General features: G+C 54.8%; 21 protein-coding genes. 10 read left to right on the top strand and 11 right to left on the bottom strand.

The window, feature by feature from the left end:
* The first annotated feature begins 40 nt into the window (after positions 1-40).
* The 5 genes from ACX8ZY_RS09185 to ACX8ZY_RS09165 all read left to right on the top strand — a co-directional run bounded on the left by ACX8ZY_RS09185 (position 41) and on the right by ACX8ZY_RS09165 (position 6768).
* Positions 41-1315: a YeaH/YhbH family protein gene (locus ACX8ZY_RS09185; protein WP_158131649.1), complete on the top strand. Its 1275-nt coding sequence runs from the start codon at positions 41-43 to the stop codon at positions 1313-1315.
* 248 nt (positions 1316-1563) lie between these two features.
* The gene (locus ACX8ZY_RS09180) at positions 1564-3291 is read left to right on the top strand and encodes a potassium/proton antiporter (RefSeq protein WP_010670274.1); all 1728 of its coding nucleotides are present in this window, start codon (positions 1564-1566) and stop codon (positions 3289-3291) included.
* A 78-nt stretch (positions 3292-3369) separates the two neighbouring features.
* Positions 3370-3603: a DUF1480 family protein gene (locus ACX8ZY_RS09175; protein WP_010260598.1), complete on the top strand. Its 234-nt coding sequence runs from the start codon at positions 3370-3372 to the stop codon at positions 3601-3603.
* Between the two features lie 377 nt (positions 3604-3980).
* Positions 3981-5447 (top strand): undecaprenyl-phosphate galactose phosphotransferase WbaP, encoded by a 1467-nt coding sequence (gene wbaP / locus ACX8ZY_RS09170; protein WP_029519111.1) that lies wholly within the window; start codon positions 3981-3983, stop codon positions 5445-5447.
* 127 nt (positions 5448-5574) lie between these two features.
* On the top strand, positions 5575-6768 hold the full coding sequence (locus ACX8ZY_RS09165) for a multidrug effflux MFS transporter (protein ID WP_033757871.1): 1194 nt from the start codon (positions 5575-5577) through the stop codon (positions 6766-6768).
* Here the strand turns inward: ACX8ZY_RS09165 and dadX are convergent.
* Both dadX and ACX8ZY_RS09155 read right to left on the bottom strand, forming a co-directional pair.
* Positions 6761-7831, bottom strand: coding sequence for a catabolic alanine racemase DadX (dadX, locus tag ACX8ZY_RS09160; protein ID WP_158131647.1), 1071 nt, complete (start codon positions 7829-7831; stop codon positions 6761-6763). The two genes, ACX8ZY_RS09165 and dadX, sit on opposite strands and share 8 nt — an antisense overlap.
* A gap of 19 nt (positions 7832-7850) precedes the next feature.
* Positions 7851-9152, bottom strand: coding sequence for a D-amino acid dehydrogenase (locus ACX8ZY_RS09155; protein ID WP_010260588.1), 1302 nt, complete (start codon positions 9150-9152; stop codon positions 7851-7853).
* 504 nt (positions 9153-9656) lie between these two features.
* Here ACX8ZY_RS09155 and ACX8ZY_RS09150 point away from each other — a divergent pair.
* Entirely contained in the window at positions 9657-11192 is a 1536-nt protein-coding gene (locus ACX8ZY_RS09150; RefSeq protein ID WP_022625556.1) for a SpoVR family protein, read from the top strand.
* 40 nt (positions 11193-11232) lie between these two features.
* Here the strand turns inward: ACX8ZY_RS09150 and fadR are convergent, their stop codons facing one another.
* Positions 11233-11952 (bottom strand): fatty acid metabolism transcriptional regulator FadR, encoded by a 720-nt coding sequence (gene fadR, locus ACX8ZY_RS09145; protein WP_010670276.1) that lies wholly within the window; start codon positions 11950-11952, stop codon positions 11233-11235.
* Positions 11953-12436: 484 nt separating this feature from the next.
* Between fadR and dsbB the strand changes: the two genes are divergently transcribed.
* Positions 12437-12967 carry a disulfide bond formation protein DsbB gene (gene dsbB, locus ACX8ZY_RS09140; RefSeq protein WP_010260580.1) on the top strand — a complete coding sequence of 177 codons (531 nt, stop codon included), beginning with the start codon at positions 12437-12439 and terminating at the stop codon, positions 12965-12967.
* 455 nt (positions 12968-13422) lie between these two features.
* Here dsbB and ACX8ZY_RS09135 read toward each other — a convergent pair whose 3' ends face one another.
* From ACX8ZY_RS09135 to ACX8ZY_RS09125, 3 genes are all read right to left on the bottom strand, one after another.
* Positions 13423-13869, bottom strand: a complete 447-nt coding sequence (locus ACX8ZY_RS09135) for a YcgN family cysteine cluster protein (protein WP_010260578.1) — start codon at positions 13867-13869, stop codon at positions 13423-13425.
* A gap of 65 nt (positions 13870-13934) precedes the next feature.
* Positions 13935-14594: a fumarylacetoacetate hydrolase family protein gene (locus tag ACX8ZY_RS09130; RefSeq protein ID WP_010260576.1), complete on the bottom strand. Its 660-nt coding sequence runs from the start codon at positions 14592-14594 to the stop codon at positions 13935-13937.
* A 316-nt stretch (positions 14595-14910) separates the two neighbouring features.
* The gene (locus ACX8ZY_RS09125) at positions 14911-15186 is read right to left on the bottom strand and encodes a YcgL domain-containing protein (RefSeq protein ID WP_010260572.1); all 276 of its coding nucleotides are present in this window, start codon (positions 15184-15186) and stop codon (positions 14911-14913) included.
* A gap of 155 nt (positions 15187-15341) precedes the next feature.
* Here ACX8ZY_RS09125 and minC point away from each other — a divergent pair, with 155 nt between their 5' ends.
* Genes minC through minE form a run of 3 tightly spaced genes read left to right on the top strand, consistent with a single transcriptional unit; the run spans position 15342 to position 17168 of the window.
* Entirely contained in the window at positions 15342-16049 is a 708-nt protein-coding gene (minC, locus tag ACX8ZY_RS09120) for a septum site-determining protein MinC (protein ID WP_045139913.1), read from the top strand.
* Positions 16050-16082: 33 nt separating this feature from the next.
* Entirely contained in the window at positions 16083-16895 is an 813-nt protein-coding gene (gene minD, locus ACX8ZY_RS09115) for a septum site-determining protein MinD (RefSeq protein WP_010260569.1), read from the top strand.
* 3 nt (positions 16896-16898) lie between these two features.
* Positions 16899-17168, top strand: a complete 270-nt coding sequence (gene minE / locus ACX8ZY_RS09110; protein WP_008925314.1) for a cell division topological specificity factor MinE — start codon at positions 16899-16901, stop codon at positions 17166-17168.
* Positions 17169-17221: 53 nt separating this feature from the next.
* On the opposite strand, the gene rnd is transcribed toward minE, so the two are convergent.
* The 5 genes from rnd to ACX8ZY_RS09085 form a co-directional block, all read right to left on the bottom strand.
* Positions 17222-18343, bottom strand: coding sequence for a ribonuclease D (gene rnd / locus ACX8ZY_RS09105; RefSeq protein WP_060680348.1), 1122 nt, complete (start codon positions 18341-18343; stop codon positions 17222-17224).
* Positions 18344-18441: 98 nt separating this feature from the next.
* Positions 18442-20118, bottom strand: a complete 1677-nt coding sequence (fadD, locus tag ACX8ZY_RS09100) for a long-chain-fatty-acid--CoA ligase FadD (RefSeq protein WP_010260565.1) — start codon at positions 20116-20118, stop codon at positions 18442-18444.
* A gap of 209 nt (positions 20119-20327) precedes the next feature.
* On the bottom strand, positions 20328-20924 hold the full coding sequence (locus tag ACX8ZY_RS09095; protein ID WP_010260563.1) for a Slp family lipoprotein: 597 nt from the start codon (positions 20922-20924) through the stop codon (positions 20328-20330).
* 60 nt (positions 20925-20984) lie between these two features.
* Complete coding sequence (tsaB, locus tag ACX8ZY_RS09090; RefSeq protein WP_158131645.1) at positions 20985-21683, bottom strand: tRNA (adenosine(37)-N6)-threonylcarbamoyltransferase complex dimerization subunit type 1 TsaB; 699 nt, start codon at positions 21681-21683, stop codon at positions 20985-20987.
* A gap of 44 nt (positions 21684-21727) precedes the next feature.
* Positions 21728-23644, bottom strand: coding sequence for an ATP-dependent DNA helicase (locus ACX8ZY_RS09085; RefSeq protein WP_010260556.1), 1917 nt, complete (start codon positions 23642-23644; stop codon positions 21728-21730).

Here is a 23644-nt window from a genome sequence, read left to right as displayed (position 1 = left end):
GTTCGCCCGGCCTGCTTACAATGTAGTTTGGGGGAATACCATGGCCTATTTCATCGATCGCCGACTCAACGGCAAAAACAAGAGCGCGGTAAACCGCCAGCGCTTCTTGCGCCGTTATAAGTCGCAAATTAAGCAGTCGATCTCCGAGGCCATCAATAAACGCTCGGTGACCGATGTAAGCAGCGGTGAGTCTGTCTCTATCCCGATTGACGACATCAATGAGCCAATTTTCCATCAGGGACGCGGCGGCAACCGCCATCGGGTCCATCCGGGCAACGACCATTTTGTGCAGAATGACCGGGTCGAGCGACCGCAGGGTGGTGGCGGCGGCGGCAGTGGCCAGGGCAATGCCAGTCAGGATGGTGAAGGTCAGGATGAATTTGTCTTTCAGATATCGAAAGATGAGTATCTGGACCTGCTGTTTGAAGATCTCGCCCTGCCTAACCTGCGCCGGAACCAGCATCGTCAGTTGAATGAGTATAAGACCCACCGTGCCGGCTTCACCTCCAACGGTGTGCCTGCCAATATCAGCGTCGTACGTTCGCTGCAGAACTCGCTGGCGCGTCGTACGGCGATGACCGCGGGTAAACGCCGGATGCTGCACGAACTGGAAGAAACGCTGCGGGAGATTGAGAACTCAGAACCGGCTCAGCTTCTTGAAGAGGAGCGGCTGCGTAAAGAGATCGCCGAGTTGCGGGCGCGTATCGAACGGGTGCCTTTTATCGACACTTTCGACCTGCGCTACAAAAACTTTGAGAAACGGCCGGAGCCTTCCAGCCAGGCGGTGATGTTCTGTCTGATGGATGTATCCGGATCGATGGATCAGGCCACCAAGGATATGGCGAAACGCTTCTATATCCTGCTCTACCTGTTCCTGAGCCGCACCTACAAGAATGTCGATGTGGTTTATATTCGTCATCACACGCAGGCCAAAGAGGTGGATGAACAGGAGTTCTTCTACTCCCAGGAGACCGGTGGCACCATCGTTTCCAGTGCGCTGAAACTCATGGATGAGGTGGTGAAAGAGCGCTATGACCCGGCGCAGTGGAACATCTATGCTGCACAGGCGTCGGATGGCGACAACTGGGCCGACGATTCACCGCTCTGTCACGAGATCCTGGCGAAGCATATTCTGCCGGTGGTGCGTTATTACAGTTATATCGAGATTACCCGCCGTGCGCATCAGACGCTGTGGCGCGAGTATGAGCATCTGCAGTCGACGTTCGATAACTTTGCTATCGAACACATTCGTGAGCCGGAAGATATCTACCCGGTGTTCCGATCGCTGTTCCATAAACAGGCAACGGAAGCCTGATGCACTAAGCCGGCTCATCGCCGGCTTTTTTTATCTTCCGAATAACCTGCTAAAACAGTCTGTTTTCTGCCGCTTGCCTGCCAACCCCCTCATTCTTCACATTAATCTGATTCCATATGCTGTTAAGCAATTCGTATAATGATCATTTTCACAATGACAACTCCTTGATAAAACATTATCTTTCAGAGATAGCATGGATATTTGTCACCAGTCGCTGCACCGCACTGTCATATCTCAGGAGATCGGGTTTGAACCACACTATTGTCTACAGTCTGTTTATCATCGGTTCCGTGCTGGTCGCATCGAGCATTCTGCTCAGCTCTTTCTCATCCAGACTGGGTATCCCTATTCTGGTGATCTTCCTCGCTCTCGGCATGCTGACCGGAGTTGATGGTATCGGCGGCATCGCCTTTGATAACTATCCGGCGGCTTACTTAATCTCGAACCTGGCGCTGGCGATTATCCTGCTGGATGGCGGCATGCGGACCAAAGCCAGCTCATTTAAAGTTGCCCTGGGGCCAGCGCTGTCGCTGGCAACCGTCGGGGTCATGATTACCGCAGGCTTAACCGGTGTGGTCGCCGCCTGGTTGTTTAACCTGGATATGATGCAGGGCTTCCTGATTGGCGCGATTATCGGCTCCACGGATGCCGCCGCCGTCTTCTCCCTGTTGGGTGACAAAGGCCTGAATGAGCGCGTCAGCTCCACGCTGGAGATTGAATCGGGCAGTAACGATCCGATGGCGGTGTTCCTGACCATTACGCTGATTGAGATGATCGAACAGGGCCGCAGCGGCCTTGACTGGATGTTCCTGGTGCATCTGGTGCAGCAGTTTGGTCTGGGTATCGTGCTGGGCCTGGGCGGCGGCTGGGCGCTGCAGCAGCTGATTAACCGTATCAGTCTGGCCGGTGGGCTCTATCCGCTGCTGGCGTTGAGTGGCGGCATTCTGGTGTTCGCCCTGACCACGGTATTAGAGGGCAGCGGCATCCTGGCGGTCTATCTGTGCGGCTTTTTACTGGGCAACAGGCCGATTCGCAACCGTCACGGCATTCTGCAGACTTTTGACGGCATGGCGTGGCTGAGTCAGATTGGCATGTTCATCGTGCTGGGACTGCTGGTAACCCCGTCTGATTTGTGGCATATCGCGGTTCCGGCGATGATCCTCTCGCTATGGCTGATTCTGGTGGCGCGCCCACTGTCGGTGTTTATTGGTCTGCTGCCGTTTCGCAGTTTTACTACACGCGAACGCGTCTTTATCAGCTGGGTCGGTTTACGCGGCGCGGTGCCGATTATCCTTGCAGTCTTCCCGATGATGGCCGGATTAGAAAACGCGTCGCTCTATTTTAATATCGCCTTCTTTGTGGTGCTGGTCTCCCTGATGTTGCAGGGCACCTCGCTGGGCTTTGCAGCGAAAAAAGCCAAAGTGGTGGTGCCGCCTACCGCATCGCCTATCAGCCGTATCGGTCTGGATATCCACCCCGAAAATCCGTGGGAGCAGTTTGTCTACCAGCTCAGCGCTGACAAGTGGTGCATCGGTGCCGCACTGCGTGACCTGCAGATGCCGCGTGAGACCCGCATCGCCGCCCTGTTCCGTGACAATGTGCTGATGCATCCGAATGATGGGACGCGGCTCAGGGAGAACGACGTCATCTGCGTGATTGGCCGTGAGCGCGATCTGCCGGCGCTGGGTAAAATGTTCAGCCAGTCACCGCCCGTTTCCCTCGACCAGCGTTTCTTTGGTGACTTTATTCTGGATGCTGAAGCTCGCCTGCGCGATATTGCGCAGATTTACGGACTGGAACTGGATGAGAACACCAACGATCAGCAGTCGCTGGGACAACTGGTGCTGAGTATGCTGGGCGGCGCGCCAGTGGTTGGCGATCAGGTTGAGTGGAATCAGCTAACGTGGACCGTCGCGGAGAAAGAGGATAACCGTATTGTGAAGATTGGTGTCCGTCCGGCTGAAGAGAAGGAATAATCCTAATCATTCAGCCACGTTATTTTCTGTCGATACGCTAAGCTTAAATGTCTATGCCAGCAAAAACGGGAGAAATGAATGGGACACGTGGTTAAAATTGGTCGTTATGAGATTGTTGATGCCGATCTTGACAGTGAGAACCTCGACACCGTCAGCATCCCCTGTCACACCAATCCCGGCTTAATTACCCAACTTGATGGCTGGGATCGCGATACCAGCGTCCCGGCATGGATTGACGGAGAACCGGTGGATCTGCAGATTGGTCATTACGATAAACAGCAGGACCGCTGGATTTTAAAAAAACCTGCCTGAGTCTGTTATCACTACCGCCAGTCGTAAGATTTGGCGGTAATTCCTAAAAAGCGTCTTAAACAGTTTGGTTATAACCAACCCCCGCCTTATTTTATCCAGTAAAAACCAAAACTTAGCCATTTAAAACTTTAATCACTTTTGATGTTTTCAGATTTTTTCCGTATTAACTCTGTCAAATAACTCCTGCATACTCATTCTCAATGCTGCAACATTTCGTGAGTACTATCACGCTTTAGCCGTTATCTTTTTTGCAGCTGCACTGGCTTTACTGACTGCAACAGACTGAAAATTATTTTTTAATTTTTCAGAAGCCCACCCCTGAGCGCGTACATGATTCTGGTCAGGCCATCTTTTACTTGAGAAAGAGAGCAGGTTTTATGGCAAGTACATTGATAATGAATAGCCCGAGCCGCTCGTGGAGCGGCACGCGTAAAAATATCATCGTGAAATTCGCCCTGAGCTTTTCCGATCTGATTGCACTTAACCTCGCACTGTTTTTATCTGCCGCGACGATACAGGGTATTTGGGGCGAGCTGGATACCTTTATTCCACCCCATCAAATTGAATATCGTTTTGTGGCACAGTTTATTATGTCCGTCATGTGTACCGGCTGGTTCTGGGTGCGCCTGCGTCACTACACCTATCGCAAACCCTTCTGGTTTGAGCTGAAAGAGATCATTAAAACATTATTTGTTTTCTCGCTGCTCGACCTTGCGTTGATCGCCTTCTCTAAATGGGATTTCTCCCGCATGGTGTGGGTCTTCAGCTGGACATATGCCCTGCTGCTGCTGCCGCTGATGCGTGCTCTGGTTAAACGCGCCATCCACAAGGCGGGTCAGTGGCAGAAAGAGACCATCATTATTGGCTCCGGCAGAAACGCCACCGAAGCTTACGCGGCGCTGCAGAGTGAAGAGATTCTGGGCTACAACGTACAGGCCTTTATCTCGGTCGATGATGTCCCGGCTCAGCAGAGCGTGAATGGCGTGCCGGTGATCACCTGGAAAGATATCAACTGGCAGACTATTGACCGTGACAACGTGCAGTTTATTGTGGCGATGGAGTACGAGCAGCAGCCGATGCGCGATCGCTGGCTGAAATTCCTGTCCAAGATGAACTGCCGTTCAGTTTCAGTGATCCCGACGCTGCGCGGCGTGCCGCTTTACGGCACCGACATGTCCTTTATCTTCAGCCATGAAGTGATGATTCTGCGTGTCAGCAACAACCTGGCGAAACACTCCTCCCGTTTCATGAAGCGCGCCTTTGATATCGTGGTGGCGTCGATGCTGCTGCTGTTCCTCGGCCCAATCTTCGCCCTGCTCTGTTATATGGTAAAACGTGATGGCGGCAATGCCATTTATGGTCACGAGCGTGTGGGCCAGAATGGCAAAAAATTCAAATGTCTGAAATTCCGTTCCATGGTGACCAATTCCAAAGAGGTGCTGGAGAAATTACTGGCAACCAGCGAAGAGGCACGAATTGAGTGGGACAAAGATTTCAAACTGAAGAATGACCCGCGCGTGACCCGGATTGGTAGTTTCCTGCGTAAAACCAGCCTGGACGAGTTGCCGCAGCTGTGGAACGTGATTCGTGGCGAGATGAGCCTGGTTGGCCCGCGTCCGGTGATTGAAGCTGAGCTGGAGCGTTATGCCGGTGATGTCGACTACTACCTGATGGCCAAGCCGGGTATGACCGGTCTGTGGCAGGTCAGCGGACGTAACGATATCGACTACGACACCCGCGTCTATTTTGACTCCTGGTATGTCAAAAACTGGGCGCTCTGGACCGATATCGCGATCCTGTTCAAAACCGCAGGCGTGGTGTTACGCCGCGACGGCGCTTACTAATCAGACCTCTGCGATGCCTGTTTACAGCAGGCATCGCACTTTCCGCACGACTTCCTCTATCTTTTTTGCCGCTGAATCATTACCCTCTGCGATCGTTTTTAAACAGAACGCTTACCCTCTGGTTGTTATGCAAAAATTTACTCTGCTGTTATTAAGCCTGGTGCTGCTGGCACCCTTAGGCATCGATCTCTATTTGCCCACGCTGCCACAAATCGCAGAAGGGCTGGATACGCCGGTTAATCTGGTGCAGACCACCATTCCCCTGTTTCTGCTGGTCATGGGGCTGGGACAACTGGTGACCGGCCCGCTGGTGGACAACTATGGCCGTAAGCCGATCGCCCTGCTGGGCCTGGCGCTTTACATCACGGGGAGTGCCATCGCCGCCACCGCTACCTCATTCCCGCTGTTCGTCCTTGCCCGCCTGGTGCAGGGCTGTGGCGTCTGCTGCAGCGCGGTCGTGGCCTTTAGCGGCGTGCGTGATCGCCTGAGCGGTGATGATGCCGCCCGTGCATATGGCTTCCTGAATGGCGCATTAAACATCGTCCCGGCCCTGGCTCCGCTGCTGGGCGGTTTGCTGGCCAGCGCCTTTGACTGGCGCGCACCCTTCTGGTTTCTCTGCGCCTACGGCGTGCTGATTACGCTGCTGGTGATTATCTGGCTGCCAGAGACGCGCCCGGCGGATACCCTGCGGGTGAAAGGATTACCGATTAAACAGTATGTCGCGATCCTGCGTCAGCCGCGCTTTCTGGCGTTCGCGTTCGCCAATGCCGGTGCGCTGGGCATGGTGCTGACCTACGTGTCGCTGGCACCACAGGTATTAATGACCGAAGGCGGGCTGACGCCAATCCAGTTCTCTTTTGCTTTTGGCGCCAACGGTTTCTGGATCATGTTTGTCAGCATGTTCGTCAATAAAGCGATTCGCAAAGCGGGTCGCCCTTTCTGCCTGGCGATGGGATTCTTCACTATGCTGCTGGGCGCGGTGCTGCTGGTAGCGGGGATGCAGATCTTCCCGGCGGAGATGCAGACGCACTGGGCGCTTTACATGTTCCCGGTGGCCGTTTCAGTTGCCGGGCTGGCCTTTACGGTGGGACCGGCCACCAGCTATGCGCTGGAGCCCTATCAGCAACAGGCGGGCGTGGCGTCCGCCTTGCAGGGATTCATTCAGATGGCCGGTGGCGCGTCAGGCAGCCTGGTCATTGTGGCGCTGCCGGTGGCGGAGAAGCTGTCGCTGAGTCTGATGATGCTGCTGGGTGCAGCGCTGGCCTTTATCGCCTGGCGCTGCAGCAGAAAGATGCGCGGCAGCCTGACCGCGCTTAAATAACCGTGACCGGAACGCGGGGTGCCAGCGCACACATCAGCTCATACCCTACCGTTCCGGCCGCTTTTGCCACCTGATCGATTTTCACCTGCTCACCCCACAGCTCCACGGCTGAGCCAATACCGGCCTGGGGACAGGGGGTCAAGTCGACGGTGATCATATCCATCGAAACAGCACCAACCACCTGAGTCATCACGCCATCGACACAGACGGGCGTACCCGTCGGGGCATGCCGTGGATAGCCATCCGCGTAGCCACAGGCCACCACGCCAATTCGCTGCGCTGCACTGGCGTGATAGCGGTAGCCGTAACCCACGCCATCGCCCGCCTGTAGCTGCTGGACCGCAATAATCTCACTGCTTAAGGTCATCACCGGCTTCAGGCCACTGCCTGCAATGTCCTGCCAGTCACCGCTGGGCGACGCGCCATACAGAATGATGCCGGGACGGACCCAGTCAAAGTGCGCTTCAGGATGCCACAGGGTGCAGGCGGAGTTGGAGAGCGATCGCGGACAGTTCAGCCCCTCAGCCGCCTGCTCTACGCGCTGCAGTGGCGCAATCAGACCCTGCGAATTTTCCGCATCGGCAAAATGGGCCATCAGCGTCATCTCACCTACCGTACTGAGCGCCCGCAGCTTTTGCCATGCACCGTTGACCTGTTCCGGGCGAAAACCCAGCCGGTTCATCCCGCTGTTCATTTTGAGATAGATATCAACCGGTGCTGCAAGTCTGGCACTGGCCAGCGCGTTGATTTGCCAGTTACTGTGTACGCTGGTGGTGAGACGATAACGGTCAATCAGCTGCAGATCCTCTGGCTGGAAGAAACCTTCCAGCAGCAGAATCGGCTTTTTCCAGCCCTGTTCGCGCAGCTGGATCGCCTCTTCCATATTAAGAAGCGCGAAGCCGTCAGTGGCAGATAACGCCTCGCGCACGCGATCAATGCCATGGCCATAAGCATTAGCTTTCACCACTGACCAGACGCGGGAGGCGGGTGCCGCCTGGCGAACAACAGTCAGGTTATGACGTAACGCCTGCTGGTTGATGGTAGCGACAATCGGACGTGACATCCTCTCTCTCCCTGAATACTTAACGAGTTGCGTTGGCGTTACGCAGCGGCGATGAGGTCGCCGCGAAACCGGGTAAGTAGCGGAACACCGCTAAGTCATCCGCCGCAATGGCCGGCTTTTTACCGGAGATGAGATCGGCCAGCAACTGACCAGAACCACACGCCATCGTCCAGCCCAGCGTACCGTGACCGGTATTGAGCCAGAGATTAGAGATGGGTGTGGCACCCACAATCGGCGTACCGTCTGGCGTCATCGGACGCAGACCGGTCCAGAAACTCGCCTGCGCGAGATGACCGCCTTCAGGATAGAGATCACTGACCACCATCTCCAGCGTTTCCCGCCGCGCTTCGGTGAGTTTGGTGTTAAAACCAACAATTTCCGCCATCCCGCCGACACGAATACGATCGTCAAACCGCGTCACCGCCACTTTGTAGGTCTCATCCAGGATAGTTGAAACCGGTGCGGCGTCAGGATTTTTAATCGGAATAGTGAGTGAATAGCCTTTCAGCGGATAGACCGGAATATCGATGACATTTTTTAACAGCGCGGTCGAGTAGGAACCAAACGCCACCACATAGCTGTCCGCCTTGATGATCTCATCACCGCACTTCACGCCATAGATGCGATTGCCATCGCGCAGCAGGTGGTCGACCGGAGTATTAAAGCGGAAGACCACGCCCGCCTCTTCGGCCATTTTTGCCAGCCGCTGAGTAAAGAGCTGACAGTCGCCGGTTTCATCATTGGGCAGGCGTAATCCGCCGGTGAGTTTATGCTGGGTTGCCGCCAGTGCCGGTTCAACGCGAGACAGTTCATGCGCCTGCAACAGCTCATAGGGCACGCCCGCGTCGCGCAGCACCGCAATATCTTTGCTGGCGCTGTCGAACTGCTGCTGGGTACGGAACAGTTGCAGCGTCCCGCCCTGACGGCCCTCATAGGCGATGCCGGTTTCACTGCGCAACGCTTTCAGACAGTCACGGCTATATTCAGCAATCCGCACCATGCGGCTTTTGTTCTGCTGATAGTGATTGATGTCGCAGTTGCGCAGCATGTGCCACATCCACTCCAGCTGAAAACTACTGCCATCCAGCCGGATAGCCAGCGGCGCGTGGCGCTGAAACATCCACTTCACCGCTTTCAATGGCACGCCGGGCGCTGCCCAGGGTGCGGCATAACCCGGAGAGATCTGACCGGCATTCCCTGCACTGGTCTCCATCGCTGCGGCGGGCTGACGATCAATGACCGTCACCTGATGTCCGGCACGCGCCAGATACCAGGCACTTGCCACCCCGACCACACCACTTCCAAGAATTACAACGTGCATAGCTCCCCCACCCGACCTGTAAAAGCATAATTCACTGTTCAACTGATGATAGTCAGCGGATTTACACAGCAGACACCACCACAGAATTTCACCATCCATTTCACATCTTTTTTACTTTTCAGGTAACTAAAATCTTGTCGCACGGCCAATTTCAGCGCTTTATGCGTCTTAATCCTTAAACACAGAAATAAATGACAACGAAGGCAGTTAAATCTGCCTGTTGCAGGAGATTCATTCAACCCCATACATTCCGCTTATAAACAGCATTAGATACCGGCATTTATAATATAGTCAGAATTAAAGGCTGTTAAATCCCCTGCCGCACGACTCTTAATGATTTTGTGCCAAAGAATTCGTTTGAGTTCGCATTTCGGATAAGCGACAGTGGGCTATCATTGTTGTGTTCGCTCAGTTTTTTTCGGGTTCCCTTTTTCAGGATGAAGCCTTAAATAACCAGAACGGGTTGTCTTTCGGGTCAGCCGGTTTGCAAAAAAGAGGTGCGCTATGACGACAATCTTTGACGAAGCCATCAGAGACAGCAAACGACTCAATGACGGACCAGACTGGACATTCGAACTGCTTGATGTCTACTTAGCCGAGATCGACCGGGTGGCTAAACTCTACCGGCTTGATACCTACCCGCACCAAATCGAAGTGATTACCTCTGAACAGATGATGGATGCCTACTCCAGCGTCGGCATGCCAATCAACTATTCACACTGGTCATTCGGCAAAAAGTTTATCGAGACCGAACAGCGCTATAAGCATGGTCAGCAGGGTCTGGCCTATGAGATTGTCATCAACTCTAATCCCTGCATCGCCTACCTGATGGAAGAGAACACCATGACCATGCAGGCGCTGGTGATGGCGCATGCCTGCTATGGCCACAACTCTTTCTTTAAAAATAACTATCTGTTCCGCAGCTGGACGGATGCCGGGTCGATTGTCGATTACCTGTTGTTCGCCAAAAACTATATCAGTGACTGCGAAGAGCGCTATGGCGTCGAAGAGGTAGAGCGGCTGCTCGACTCCTGCCATGCCTTAATGAATTATGGCGTCGATCGCTATAAACGCCCGCAGAAGATCTCTCTGCAGGAGGAGAAGGCGCGGCAGAAAAGCCGTGAGGAGTATCTGCAAAGTCAGGTGAACACCCTGTGGCGAACGTTGCCACGGCGTGAGAAAGAGGCCGTGACCTTTGAAGCCGCGCGCTATCCCTCTGAGCCGCAGGAAAACCTGCTCTATTTTATGGAGAAAAACGCCCCGCTGCTGGAGTCATGGCAGCGTGAGATCCTGCGCATTGTGCGCAAGGTGAGCCAGTATTTCTATCCGCAGAAACAGACCCAGGTGATGAATGAAGGCTGGGCGACATTCTGGCACTACACCATCCTCAATCACCTCTATGATGAAGGCAAAGTGTCGGAACGCTTTATGATGGAGTTCCTGCACAGCCACACTAACGTTGTGTTTCAGCCGCCCTATAACAGTCAGTGGTATAACGGCATCAACCCCTATGCTTTAGGGTTCGCGATGATGCAGGATATCAAGCGTATCTGTCAGTCGCCGACCGAAGAGGATCGCTACTGGTTCCCGGATATCGCCGGTTCCGACTGGCTGGAAACGCTGCATTTTGCGATGCGCGAGTTCAAGGATGAGAGTTTTATCAGCCAGTTCCTGTCGCCGAAAGTCATGCGCGATTTCCGTCTTTTTACCGTACTGGATGATGACCGCAACAACTATCTCGAAATCGCCGCGATCCACGATGAGGCGGGCTACCGCGCAATTCGCCAGCAGCTCTCCGCGCAGTACAACCTGAGTAATCTCGAACCGAATATTCAGGTCTATAACGTCGATCTGCGCGGTGACCGTTCGCTGACTCTGCGCTATGTGCCGCAGAGCCGCACGCCGCTGGATAAGAGCCGTCGCGAGGTGCTGAAGCATGTGCATCGTCTGTGGGGATTTGATGTGATTCTGGAACAGCAGAACGAGGATGGCAGCGTAGAGTTGCTGGATCGTAATCCACCACGCGGTTCATCACTCTGATGGGTTAAAATAAAAAACCGGACGCGATGTCCGGTTTTTTTTAACGCTTACTGCCGAGATCGTCGGGCAGATTCTTCTGCATACTGTGCCAGATTTCACCGCTGCGGCGGCCGTAGTTGCGCACCACGTCCACAATCTCATCCTGTCCGGGCTCTTTGTCGCACAGTTCCAGCAGTTTGAGATAGAAATCGCGCGCGACCTGACGGGCTTCCGGATTAGAGAAGTAGTGGCGGCCAACGCGGGTATAGAGCCCTTTCAGGCCATTCAGAATCAGACCGTAAATCGGGTTACCTGACGCAAACGCCAGACCACGGAACACCCGGTAGTCAAGCTCGGTATAGGCATCAGCCTGATCGGCAGCCGCGCTGACCGTTTCCAGCACTTCGCGTGCTTTGTCCGGATGATGGCGCAGCGCACGGCTGATAAAGATCGATGAAATGTTGCTGCGTACCGACAGCAGGTTGTCGATCAGCACCGGAACGCTGTCGTGATCGAGACGGGCCAGCGTTTCCAGAATATTCAGGCCGGACGTCTCCCAGAAATCGTTCACCCGCGTCGGTTTACCGTGCTGAATAGTCAGCCAGCCATCGCGCGCCAGGCGCTGCAGCACTTCACGCAAGGTGGTGCGCGTCACCCCAATCAATTCAGAAAGCTCACGCTCAGCAGGAAGAATCGACCCTGGCGGAAAGCGACTGTTCCAGATGCTTTCAATAATATACTCTTCAGCAAATCCCGCTGGACTCTGAGCCTTTATAACCATAGCAATGTGTTCTCGTTGCTTTTCTAATCATGATGGGCACTCATCATACCAGACGCCCTATAGCGGATATAGCCTGCGTAACCATTAAAACCGGGCGCAGGCGCATATTTCAGCATGGCTGACCGCAGTATCAGCGGCTTCAGGATCACGGGCGGGCTGAACGACTTTCTGCGCTGAAATAGCGCGTGCCACAGCACCGCTGAGTGTCAGCGTTCAGCCGCCCTGAAAGCGCAGAACGCTGGCAGCATCTAACCCGCGCCTGCCGTTTCGCCTCCTGACCGCATGCGATCGTCTCTGTCGCCGCTGCGGATCTCCCCGCTCTTCACTGAGCGGCGTTCTGCAGATAAGGTCTGGCTTATCCTCATTTAACCTGCTCTGGATCAGAATCAGGTCATGTTTGCACACGATTTTTCCCTGTCCCTGGCTGGTTTGCAAACGCTTTTGGTTTACACTGCGTGGCATTAACGTTTACAGGGAATGCAATATGTTGCGATATCTGAATCAATGCTCACGTGGTCGCGGAGCCTGGTTACTACTGGCACTGACTGCACTTGCACTGGAATTAACAGCACTCTTTTTTCAGCACGTAATGGGCCTGAAGCCCTGCGTGATGTGTATTTATGAGCGCAATGCGCTGTTTGGTGTGCTGGGCGCGGGTCTGGTTGGTGCGATTGCGCCAAAATCGCCGTTGCGTCTGGCGGCGCTGGCGTTGTGGATCTACAGTGCCTGGGAAGGTCTGCGTCTCTCTTATGAACATACCATGATTCAGCTGCACCCTAACCCCTTCACCACCTGTGATTTTGCTGCTCGCTTCCCCAGCGGCTTACCGCTGGATAAGTGGCTGCCGTCGGTGTTTCTTGCCAGCGGTGACTGTGCAGAACGCAGCTGGACTTTCCTGACGCTCAGCATGCCGCAGTGGATGATTGTGGTGTTCGCCGGTTATCTGCTGGTCGCGGCGCTGGTGCTGATAGCCCAGCCGCTGAAACCTAAACGCCGCGATCTCTTTGGTCGCTGAGATCAAAAAAGGCTGCCACTGGCATAATGTCAGTCAGTTAAGCGACAGGTGATAACGCAGTCTGGTGCCGGGCTGCTCTGAAACTTCAGTGTGAATTGTTAAAAAGGGCACGAGAGTGGAGGCCTGAGCGCCTCTGCTGCTGAAAGGGCTATCCGCAGCGCTGAGGCGTGACGGTGGGCCAGAAGTCCACGCCGGGAAGCGTGGACAGGTCGGGGCCGGCCAGGGAGGGCCGATCCCCGAACGGTTCGTCGGCACGACGTCAAAGCCGAAGGTACCGCGTGAGCGGCGCGAGGACGGCCCGGCAGCAGCAGAGGTGCGCTGGCCCGCACTGCGGCTTGCTCGGCCAGAAAAAAGGCTGCCACGTTTGACCGTGACAGCCTTTACAAATCTAATCTTAACTGACCAGCATTATGCCACTGGCAGCCTTTTTTCTGTTCCGATTGATAGCGCGGCACTCAGCCGTTGCGATCGGGGCGATCAATGATGTGATCTTCCCAGTCCCGCACTTCACTCTCACGCACCGCAATATACCGCACCGAAATACGCTGCGCATGCATCGCTGTTTTCGAACCGGCCCGCAGCGGATGCCATACGGGTAAATCTTTGCCCTCACCCAGCAGCCGGTAGGCGCAGGTGCGCGGCAGCCAGTTGAAGGTCGTCAGATTTTCGCGCGTTAACTTGATGCAATCCTCTTCAAGCTCGAAGCGGCGCTCATAGTTACGGCACTGGCAGGTTTTAATATTGAGCTGATCACAGGCGACATTGGTGAAGTAGATCTCATCGGTGTCGGCGTCCTGCAATTTGTTCAGGCAACACTGTCCACAACCATCACACAAGGATTCCCATTCCTCATCGCTCATTTGTGCCAGGCGTTTTTGTTGCCAGAAAGGGGTGTCAGTCATGATGATTTGTCCGGATTGTGCCTAAACCGCACCTTATAAAGCCTATGCGACGGTGATGCAAGTTTTTAGAGTACGCGCGTGCTGATGCCGTGACCCGCCAGTGAAACTTCCAGCTGATCACCCGAGCGCATCGGGCCTACCCCTTCTGGCGTACCGGTCAGAATCACATCGCCTGCACGCAGGGTAAAGTAGTGGCTCATGTGGGCAATCAGCGGCAGGATTTTATGAATCATGTCTTCGGTATTGCCGTGCTGACGCACTTCACCGTTCACCAGCAATTTAAGCTCGACGTTCTGCGGATCGCCACTGAATTCCGTCACCGGGATAAAACCAGAGACAGGACAGGCGTTATCAAAGCCTTTGGATTTTTCCCATGGCTGGCCCGCTTTTTTCAGCCCGGCCTGCAGGTCACGCAGTGTCAGATCCAGCGCCACGCCATAACCTGCAATCGCCTTAGCCACATGCGCATCGGTCGCCTGCTTCAGTGTCGCGCCGATCAGCACCGCCAGTTCAACTTCATGATGGACCTCGCCAAACGCGTCGGGAATAGAGAGCGGCTGACGCAAATCACACAGCGCCGTTTCCGGCTTGATAAAGATCACCGGTTCGGTTGGGGTTGCGCTGCCCATCTCTTTAATGTGCTTTGCATAATTACTCCCGACGCAAACCACTTTGCTGACCGGAAAATCTAACAGAGCGCCTTGCCAGTTACGATGCTGATACATGCTCATCCCCTGTTCAGGTTAGGTGTGATGCCAGCGCTGCTGGCGGGTTGATGTTTGCTCATGCGTTGATCGAAATGCCAACCTCATAGCGTGATAATAAGATCCTTTTAACGGTCCGGGGTGCGTAATTTGTCAGAAAGCGTAAATGCAGGGGTTGAAGCGCTGAATAATCGTACAAATCGGGAGAAAAAATTGAGCAGGGAATTTAAAAAGGGGTGAAACAGATAAGCTGCACCGTTAATTTTGCGCAGCATCAGGGCAATATTATCCTGCCAGGATCGCACCGACAGGATTTATATTTACAGAAGAATCCGAGTTAAAGTTTTTTATCGGCCTGTAAATGAATGTTGAGGAGACTTTCAATCGGCGGAGGGAGCTGTAAATAATAGCCCTGCTCGCTCAATCCCTGCTTAACTTTATTGATATCCGCATTAGCCAGCCTGTCCCGCCCCGCCAGCTTAAGCACCATCGCCAGCTGCGGCTTGCCAAAGCCTTTCAGCAATTCTTCCGGAACGCGCGAGAAATCGTCCTTTTTTTCAACATAGAGATAAGTCTGGTCACGTAACGGGCTTCTGTAGATCACACAAAACATATTTTTTACTCGAATTAACCGGCGTTGAGGCTTGTCTGAATATAGCTGTAACTATAACATGCTTGCAGAACTTCGAATATTCACCGTTAGCGCTTCCACGATGATTTTATCATCGCCAGGCTTTCGGTAGTGAAAACAGGACTGAGTCGGGACAGATGTCGCAAACGCCAATCGAATTCAAAGGTAGCAGTTTCACCCTGTCTGTCGTCCATTTGCATCACCATGACCCTGCGGTGATTCGCAAGGCACTCCAGGACAAGATTGACCAGGCTCCAGATTTCCTGAAAAACGCGCCGGTGGTACTTAACGTCTCGACATTAAGTGCCGATGTTAACTGGAAACTGTTGCAACAGGCGGTTCTCGCCACCGGTTTACGCATTGTCGGCGTAAGCGGCTGCAAAGACGAAGCGCTGAAACGTATGATCGCCCGTGCCGGCCTGCCCGTGCTGGCAGAAGGTAAAGAGGCCAGACCGCAAGCCGCCGCGCCGCAGCCGATACCAGAACCACTGCCGGCTGTAACCGAAACGGTAGCAACGAAAACCCGCATCGTGAACACCCCGGTGCGCTCGGGCCAGCAGATTTATGCGCGTGACGCCGATTTGATCATCACCAGCAGCGTCAGCGCCGGCGCCGAACTGGTCGCCGATGGCAATATTCACATTTACGGCATGATGCGCGGTCGCGCCCTGGCGGGTGCCAGCGGTGACCACAACTGCCAGATTTTCTGTACCAACCTGGCTGCCGAGCTGGTCTCGATTGCCGGAGAGTACTGGATCATGGATCAGATCCCGCAAGAATTTTTTGGTAAAGCTGCGCGCCTGTGCCTGCAGGATGGCGCGCTGACTATCCAGACACTTAATTAGGCCCCTTTTCTTTTGTTAAGGAAATCAACATTTATGGCACGCATTATTGTAGTTACATCCGGTAAAGGGGGCGTTGGTAAGACCACGTCAAGCGCGGCCATCGCCACCGGTTTAGCGCAGAAAGGCAAAAAGACAGTTGTGATCGATTTTGATATCGGTCTGCGTAACCTGGATTTGATCATGGGCTGTGAGCGCCGTGTGGTCTACGACTTTGTTAATGTAATCCAGGGCGATGCCACACTGAACCAGGCGCTGATTCGCGACAAACGCACGGAGCAGCTCTACATTCTGCCTGCGTCGCAGACCCGTGATAAAGATGCGCTGACCCGTGAGGGTGTTGAAAAAGTTCTGAACGATTTGGCTAAGATGGAGTTCGATTTCATCGTCTGTGACTCACCGGCAGGGATTGAAACGGGCGCACTGATGGCGCTCTACTTTGCCGATGAAGCCATTATTACCACCAACCCGGAAGTCTCTTCTGTCCGCGACTCCGACCGCATCCTCGGCATCATCTCATCCAAATCCCGTCGCGCTGAAAACAGTCAGGACCCGGTGAAGGAGCATCTGCTGCTGACCCGCTATAACCCTGGCCGGGTGAACCGTGGCGATATGCTGAGCATGGAAGATGTGCTGGAGATCCTGCGCATTCCTCTGGTCGGCGTGATCCCTGAAGATCAATCGGTGTTACGTGCCTCTAACCAGGGCGAACCGGTGATTCTTGACGGCGAATCTGATGCTGGCAAAGCCTATGCCGATACCGTTGAACGGTTGCTCGGTGAAGTACGCCCCTTCCGCTTTATCGAAGAAGAGAAGAAGGGTTTCCTGAAACGCCTGTTCGGGGGATAAACCATGGCATTACTTGATTTCTTTTTATCCCGGAAGAAGAACACTGCCAATATAGCCAAGGAAAGGCTGCAGATTATCGTGGCAGAACGGAGAAGGGGCGACAGTGAGCCCCACTATCTTCCGCAACTTAAGCGCGACATTCTGGAAGTGATTTGCAGATATGTGAAGATCGATCCAGAAATGGTAACGGTTCAGCTCGACCAGAAAGGTGATGATATCTCGATTCTGGAGCTGAACGTGACGCTGCCGGAAACGGATGAAGTGACTAAATGACGCTGACCGTTTGCTGAATTTCCCCTGCGCTCTGGCAGGGGAAATTTAACCGGTTAACAACCCGCCAGAATCTCCTCAATGCCGGGTTTCAGCAGTTCGCCCCGCCATCCGGTGAGTAACTCCGGCTGACGTCCCTGTGGCTTCAGGCCCCAGTGCTGACTTAATACCTGATTAATCTGACGTCGTGACGCCAGCAGCTCCTGACTGAATCCACTCTGCTCACTCACCTGCTGCACCAGCGCTTTCATCGCTTTAAACACTGGCTTGTAGTGCGGATGGTCAATCAGATTGCCCAGCGGAGCCGGCAGTTCGCTCTCATCCAGCGCCTCAGCTTCTGCCACCAGCGCCACCAGCGCTTTGCCGTGGAAACGAATTTCGTGGCCTGACAGCCCCAGATGATCCAGCTCGCCCAGCGAGCCGGGCATAAAGCGCGCCACTTTCCACAGGTGCTCTTCGCGCACCACAAAGTTAACGGCCATATCTTTTTCACGCGCCAGCTTCAGACGCCAGGACGCCAGCCGCTGTAACGCCGCCAGCTGACGCGGGCGCAACTGCCAGGCATTGGTAATATCCCGCCAGGCTTCATCCGGCGACAGGCTATCCAGACGACGCTGACACAGGTTATCGCACTCACTGAGTGCCGCCGACATATTGCCGGCCTCTTCCGTATTGATCATCAGCTGACGCGCAATTGGCAACAGATAGTGAACGTCCGCCGCCGCATACTCGCACTGACGCTGGGTCAGAGGGCGCGCCAGCCAGTCCGTGCGTGATTCACTTTTATCGAGTTCGACCTGAGTGAAATGTGCCACCATTGAGGCAAAACCCCAGGAGAGCGGCTGGCCAGAAAAGGCAGCCAGAATCTGGGTATCGATCATGGGCGTCGGCAGCACGCCGAAACGGTGCAGGAAGACTTCCAGATCTTCACCCCCGGCATGCAGGAATTTGGTGACGCTGGTGTCGGTCAGCAAGGCAATAAAGGGTGACCAGTCACGGATATTCAGCGGGTCAATCAGCACCAGTTGCTGATCGTCGAACAGCTGGATCAGGCCAAGCTGAGGGTAGTAAGTGCGGGTGCGGACAAATTCGGTATCCAGGGCCACCGCCGCGTGCTGGCGCGCTTTCTGACACACGTCTGCCAGTTGATCATCCTGGTCGATAAGGGAATAGTTCACGTCTGATTTCCACCGCAGCCAACAACGCGCGGCGCTCCATGTTAAAAACAATAAAAACGCCGGACATGCCGGCGTTCAACCTCAATTTCTGCCCGGATTCAGCTCGCGCCGGGTTTCGCCTCGTCGCGCAGCTCACGCCGCAGGATCTTGCCGACGTTGGTTTTAGGCAACTCATCACGAAACTCAATGATTTTCGGCACCTTGTAACCGGTCAGCTGACGGCGACAGTGATCGAGCACCTCTTCTTTGGTGAGCGATGCATCTTTTTTCACGATGCAGACTTTTACCGCTTCGCCAGAAAGATCGCTGGGCACACCGATAGCCGCGGCTTCACGCACTTTAGGATGCTGCATCAGCACGTCTTCGATTTCATTCGGATAGACATTAAAACCTGATACCAGAATCATATCTTTTTTGCGGTCAACGATGCGAATAAAGCCTTCCTGGTCAACGGTAACAATATCACCGCTGTGGAGCCAGCCATTTTTCAGCACTTCCGCTGTCGCTTCCGGATGCTGCCAGTAGCCCAGCATCACCTGCGGGCCGCTGATGCAAAGTTCGCCCGGTTCACCCGGAGGAACTTCATTGCCGTCGTCATCCAGAATCAGCACATCGGTCGAGGGCACCGGCAGACCGATACTGCCGGTATGACAGCTGATGTCATAGGGATTGACCGACACCAGCGGAGAACACTCTGTCAGGCCATAGCCTTCCAGCAGATAGTGTCCGGTCAGTTTTTCCCAGCGCTCGGCCACCACTTTCTGCACCGCCATTCCGCCACCGGCGGAAAGACGCAGCGTTGAAAAATCGAGTTTATTAAACTGCTCATCGTTGAGTAGCGCGTTAAACAGCGTATTCACGCCAGTAATGGCGGTAAACGGAAATTTCCCCAGCTCTTTAACAAAGCCGGGAATATCGCGCGGATTGGTGATCAACAGATTCTGACCGCCCAGCTCCAGGAACAGCAGGCCATTCACCGTTAAGGCGAAGATGTGATAAAGCGGCAGCGCGGTGACGACACACTCTTTACCGTCACGCAGCACCTTGCCGTAGGTCGCGCGGGTCTGCTCAAGATTCGCCTGCATGTTGCGATGGGTCAGCATCGCCCCTTTGGCCACGCCAGTGGTGCCACCGGTGTATTGCAGGAAGGCGAGATCGTCATTGGAGACCGTCGGGCGTTGATAATTGAGCGTTTCGCCGACTTCCAGTACGTGGCGAAATGAGATTGCCCCCGGCAGATGGTATTTGGGCACCAGCTTCTTCACATACTTAACGACAAAGTTAACCAGCGTCGCTTTTATTGGCGCCAGCTGATCGCCCATCCGGGTCAGGATGACGTGCCGCACAGCGGTTTTCGCCACCACTTTTTCCAGCGTGTGCGCAAAATTCGAGACAATGACAATCGCACTGGCCCCACTGTCATTGAGCTGATGCTGCAGTTCGCGCGGCGTATAGAGCGGATTCACATTGACCACCACCATACCCGCACGCAGCACACCAAACAGGGCCACCGGATACTGCAGTAAATTCGGCATCATCAGCGCCACACGGTCACCCGCTTTCAGGCCCAGCTGTTGCTGAAGATAGGCGGCAAAAGCGCGGCTCTTCTCTTCCAGCTGACGATAACTCATCTTCTGACCCATGTTCAGGAACGCGGGTTGATCGGCGTAGCGTTTTGCGGCCTGCTCAAACAGATCCACCAGCGAGGTGTAACGATCTGCACTTATTTCGGCAGGCACATCTGCCGGGTAGCGTTTCAGCCAAACCTTATTCAAGGATCCACCCCGATAATTATGTTGTATTTCCATCGCTGCCTCAGCCAATCTGGTTTGTTAACAATATTTTAACTGATTGTACCAGTTTGCCTGTTTTGGCATGTTGAGGTTGCGAAGTGCATCACTAAATTTCGTGCTGATAAAACAGGCAAATAAAAAGCCCGGCAGCGAGCACCGCGACCGGGCTGATACTTAAATGTTTTTTGCACTTACTCAGTCAGAATGGTCTGCACCTCTGCCGGCCCACTGTTCATCATTCCCCAGTAGGGATTCGGGCCCCAGTATCCACCGCGATGGCGAGTCGGACCATACCAGATCCAGGGATCCATCGGCTGAGGTGGAGCTGTCACCTGCTGGGTAAGTCGCCAGCGCTGATAACCGCGCACATCGATGACCGCAAATTTGTAATCTGCTTCGCCAATTTTGCCCTGCTCCGTCCCCTTCAGGGTACCCAGCACCGTCACATACTGATTTCTGACATCCACCGGATCAACAAAACCTCGGATATCGGCATAAATCCGACCGACCGAGGCCGCACCCAGACGTGGTCTGGCGCTATCATCCAGCGGCTGTGCAGCAATCTCAAGCCGGGTTTTGCCGTTCAGGTTAGTGACATTCACTACCTTGCCGCCAAAGCGCGATTCCTGCCCGACAAAGAGCGAAGGATTGCTCATGACCCGCAACAGATCCTGCTGCGGCTGAGGTGAGCTGCCCTGCAGCGTGTCAGGAATTGAGACACAGCCGGTTAACGCCAGCACACAGGTCAGCAGCAGACCTGAAAGCCCTTTACCACACATTGACGACATAGACGTTCTCCCGTTAGGTAAAGAGTTAGACTGGACGCATAACAATAAGTTGCGTGCATTTTACCGGCCAGGTAATTTTTTCCAGGCGACTTCATTACGCAGATAAGTGGGCTCCGCTGTTTCCGGCAGCAGCGTCTTCCCCTGCGCCAGCGCAAGGGTTGCCAGCGGCAGCATATCTTCTGCAGCGGGCAGCGTAACGTCACTGGCTTTCAGGGTAAGTTCGTGTCCCTGCAGCAGGGCAGGATAAGCCTGCCAGCCGGTGCCTGCGGTCATCCATTCGCCAGAGAGCGCCTGCATCCGGGCCAGTGCCGCTTCGGGCGACAGCACGCTTTCGCTGGCCTCACCCTGCCAGGCACCCTGTTCATCACGCTGATATTCGGCCCAGTAGACCTCGCCCATCCGCGCATCAATAGCGGTTAATACGCGGGTAGCACCGTGCAGACGCCACGCGCCTTCCGCCAGCGTGGCCAGCGTGGAAACCGCGATCATCGGCAGTGAAGCGCCCAGTGCCAGTCCCTGCGCAATACCAATGCCAATCCGCACGCCGGTAAAACTGCCAGGGCCGCGACCAAAGGCGAGCGCGTCCAGGTCGGTCAGTTCCAGCTGCTGTGCCAGCAGTAGCTCTTCGATCAGCGGTAAAATACGCTGGGTGTGATCGCGCGGGGCAATTTCGAATCGGGCATCAATCTGTTGCTGATTCAGCAAGGCGGCTGAACAGGCTTCTGTCGCCGTATCCAGCGCTAAAATTCGGGCTGACATGACTACCTCAGAAGAAAGAAAACGGCGCGCATCTTAGCATAAAATTACGCGTCTGGTTCGGGTTGCTGGCGGATAAAGGCGATGGCGCGGGCAATGTCCCGGGTGCGCGGCGTCGGTGGCAGGCTATTGAGAAACAGCGCGCCATAAGGACGAGAAACCAGACGCTGATCGCAAATCACCAGTACGCCACGATCGTCGGTATCGCGGATTAAACGTCCCACGCCCTGCTTCAGGGTGATCACCGCATCCGGCAGCTGCACATCCGTAAAGGGATCGCCGCCACGAATCCGGCAATCTTCCATTCTGGCTTTCAGCAGCGGATCTTCCGGTGAGGTGAACGGCAGTTTATCGATGATCACCAGCGACAGCGCATCACCCCGCACATCCACGCCTTCCCAGAAACTGCTGGTCGCCACCAGCAGGGCATTGCCCTTATCGATGAACTGTTTCAGCAACTGACCCTTGCTGGTTTCACCCTGCACCAGCACGGGCAGCGTCATTGAGGCGCGAAATTCTGCGGCCAGCTCACGCATCATCAGGTGCGACGTGCAGAGAAAGAAACAGCGGCCTTTATTGGCATCAATCAGCGGCTTCATCATTGCGGCCAGCTGGCGTGCACCACCCGGACGGTTAGGCTCAGGCAGATTGCGCGGAACGCAGAGCAGCGCCTGCTTCGCAAAATCGAACGGGCTGTTCAGAATCAGGCTTTTTGCTGCATTCACACCCAGCCGTTCGGCGAAGTGTGCCATTTTCTCATCCACCGCCAGGGTGGCTGAGGTGAAGATCCATGCAGCCTTACGATTATCCATTACTTCACGGAAGCGTTCTGCCACCGAGAGCGGCGTCAGCGCCAGGATAAAGTGACGTGAGGTACATTCATACCAGTAGCTGTAGCCCGGCTCGTTAATCGCCCGCAGCCGTTTTAACCGGCCACGGTAGAGCGCGGCCCGCTCGAAGGCGGCATCCAGCAGGGCTGAACGGCCCAGTGAGAGTTTGATAACGTCGTAACAGAGCTCAAGCGCATCATCCAGCAGCGTAAACATCCGCAGGATGTTGTTATCGCTCAGCAGTTCACGCAGGTTACCGCGATAGCCGGGATCGCCTAATGACAGGCGAAAATCCTGCGCGCACTGCGCCAGGCGGTCAGCGGATTTCTGCAGCTGCTGAGCATCACGCACCTCGGTGCGGTAGGCGGTAATAATATCTTTGGCGAGATCGAGTAACTGGCGGCTGGAGAGCTGCTGACCAAAATACTGACTGGCGATATCGGGCAGCTGATGGGCTTCATCGAAGATCATCACATCAGCTTCGGGAATAAGTTCGCCAAAGCCGCCCTCTTTCACCACCAGATCGGCAAGAAAGAGATGGTGGTTCACGACCACCACATCGGCGTCCATAGCGCGCTTACGCGCTTTGACCACAAAGCACTCTTTATAGCGAGGGCAGTCAGTGCCGAGGCAGTTATCGTTGGTGCTGGTGACCAGCGGCCAGACCGGGCTGTCTTCGGTCACGCCCGCACAGCTGCTGATGTCGCCATCTTCCGTCTGCGATGACCAGCTGCGCAGCGTCACCAGATCGGTCAGCCCCTGCGCGGTGAGATCGCCGCCCGCCATCGATTGCTGTTCCATGCGTTCCAGGCAAAGGTAGTTGGAGCGTCCTTTCAGCAAGGCCGTTTTACCTTTAAAATCCAGCGCCTTGATCATCGTAGGCAGATCGCGGCCATAGAGCTGATCCTGCAGCGCCTTGGATCCGGTGGAGACAATGACTTTTTTACCGGCCCGCAGAGCGGGAGCCAGGTAGGCATAAGTTTTTCCGGTGCCGGTACCGGCCTCGACCACCAGTTCACCCTGCTGTTTTACGGCTTCAGATACCGCCTGCGCCATCTCACGCTGTGCTTCACGCGGCTTAAAGCCTGCGATCGCCAGCGCCAGCGCGCCATCCACTGCAAAATCGTCTGCCAC

The sequence above is a fragment of the Pantoea sp. XAF26B01_ASV70 genome (genome assembly GCF_054512635.1).
This window is presented reverse-complemented; position numbering and strand designations above follow the sequence as displayed.

What these genes read in the sequence shown, in the direction of transcription:
- minE (WP_008925314.1), top strand. Translation starts at nt 16,899, where the DNA reads ATGGCATTACTTGATTTCTTTTTATCCCGGAAGAAGAACACTGCCAAT.
- ACX8ZY_RS09150 (WP_022625556.1), top strand. Translation starts at nt 9,657, where the DNA reads ATGACGACAATCTTTGACGAAGCCATCAGAGACAGCAAACGACTCAAT.
- ACX8ZY_RS09175 (WP_010260598.1), top strand. Translation starts at nt 3,370, where the DNA reads ATGGGACACGTGGTTAAAATTGGTCGTTATGAGATTGTTGATGCCGAT.
- fadR (WP_010670276.1), bottom strand. Translation starts at nt 11,952, where the DNA reads ATGGTTATAAAGGCTCAGAGTCCAGCGGGATTTGCTGAAGAGTATATT.
- ACX8ZY_RS09130 (WP_010260576.1), bottom strand. Translation starts at nt 14,594, where the DNA reads ATGTATCAGCATCGTAACTGGCAAGGCGCTCTGTTAGATTTTCCGGTC.
- minC (WP_045139913.1), top strand. Translation starts at nt 15,342, where the DNA reads ATGTCGCAAACGCCAATCGAATTCAAAGGTAGCAGTTTCACCCTGTCT.
- ACX8ZY_RS09095 (WP_010260563.1), bottom strand. Translation starts at nt 20,924, where the DNA reads ATGTCGTCAATGTGTGGTAAAGGGCTTTCAGGTCTGCTGCTGACCTGT.
- ACX8ZY_RS09165 (WP_033757871.1), top strand. Translation starts at nt 5,575, where the DNA reads ATGCAAAAATTTACTCTGCTGTTATTAAGCCTGGTGCTGCTGGCACCC.
- minD (WP_010260569.1), top strand. Translation starts at nt 16,083, where the DNA reads ATGGCACGCATTATTGTAGTTACATCCGGTAAAGGGGGCGTTGGTAAG.
- dsbB (WP_010260580.1), top strand. Translation starts at nt 12,437, where the DNA reads ATGTTGCGATATCTGAATCAATGCTCACGTGGTCGCGGAGCCTGGTTA.
- dadX (WP_158131647.1), bottom strand. Translation starts at nt 7,831, where the DNA reads ATGTCACGTCCGATTGTCGCTACCATCAACCAGCAGGCGTTACGTCAT.
- ACX8ZY_RS09135 (WP_010260578.1), bottom strand. Translation starts at nt 13,869, where the DNA reads ATGACTGACACCCCTTTCTGGCAACAAAAACGCCTGGCACAAATGAGC.
- ACX8ZY_RS09125 (WP_010260572.1), bottom strand. Translation starts at nt 15,186, where the DNA reads ATGTTTTGTGTGATCTACAGAAGCCCGTTACGTGACCAGACTTATCTC.
- ACX8ZY_RS09185 (WP_158131649.1), top strand. Translation starts at nt 41, where the DNA reads ATGGCCTATTTCATCGATCGCCGACTCAACGGCAAAAACAAGAGCGCG.
- wbaP (WP_029519111.1), top strand. Translation starts at nt 3,981, where the DNA reads ATGGCAAGTACATTGATAATGAATAGCCCGAGCCGCTCGTGGAGCGGC.
- ACX8ZY_RS09155 (WP_010260588.1), bottom strand. Translation starts at nt 9,152, where the DNA reads ATGCACGTTGTAATTCTTGGAAGTGGTGTGGTCGGGGTGGCAAGTGCC.
- tsaB (WP_158131645.1), bottom strand. Translation starts at nt 21,683, where the DNA reads ATGTCAGCCCGAATTTTAGCGCTGGATACGGCGACAGAAGCCTGTTCA.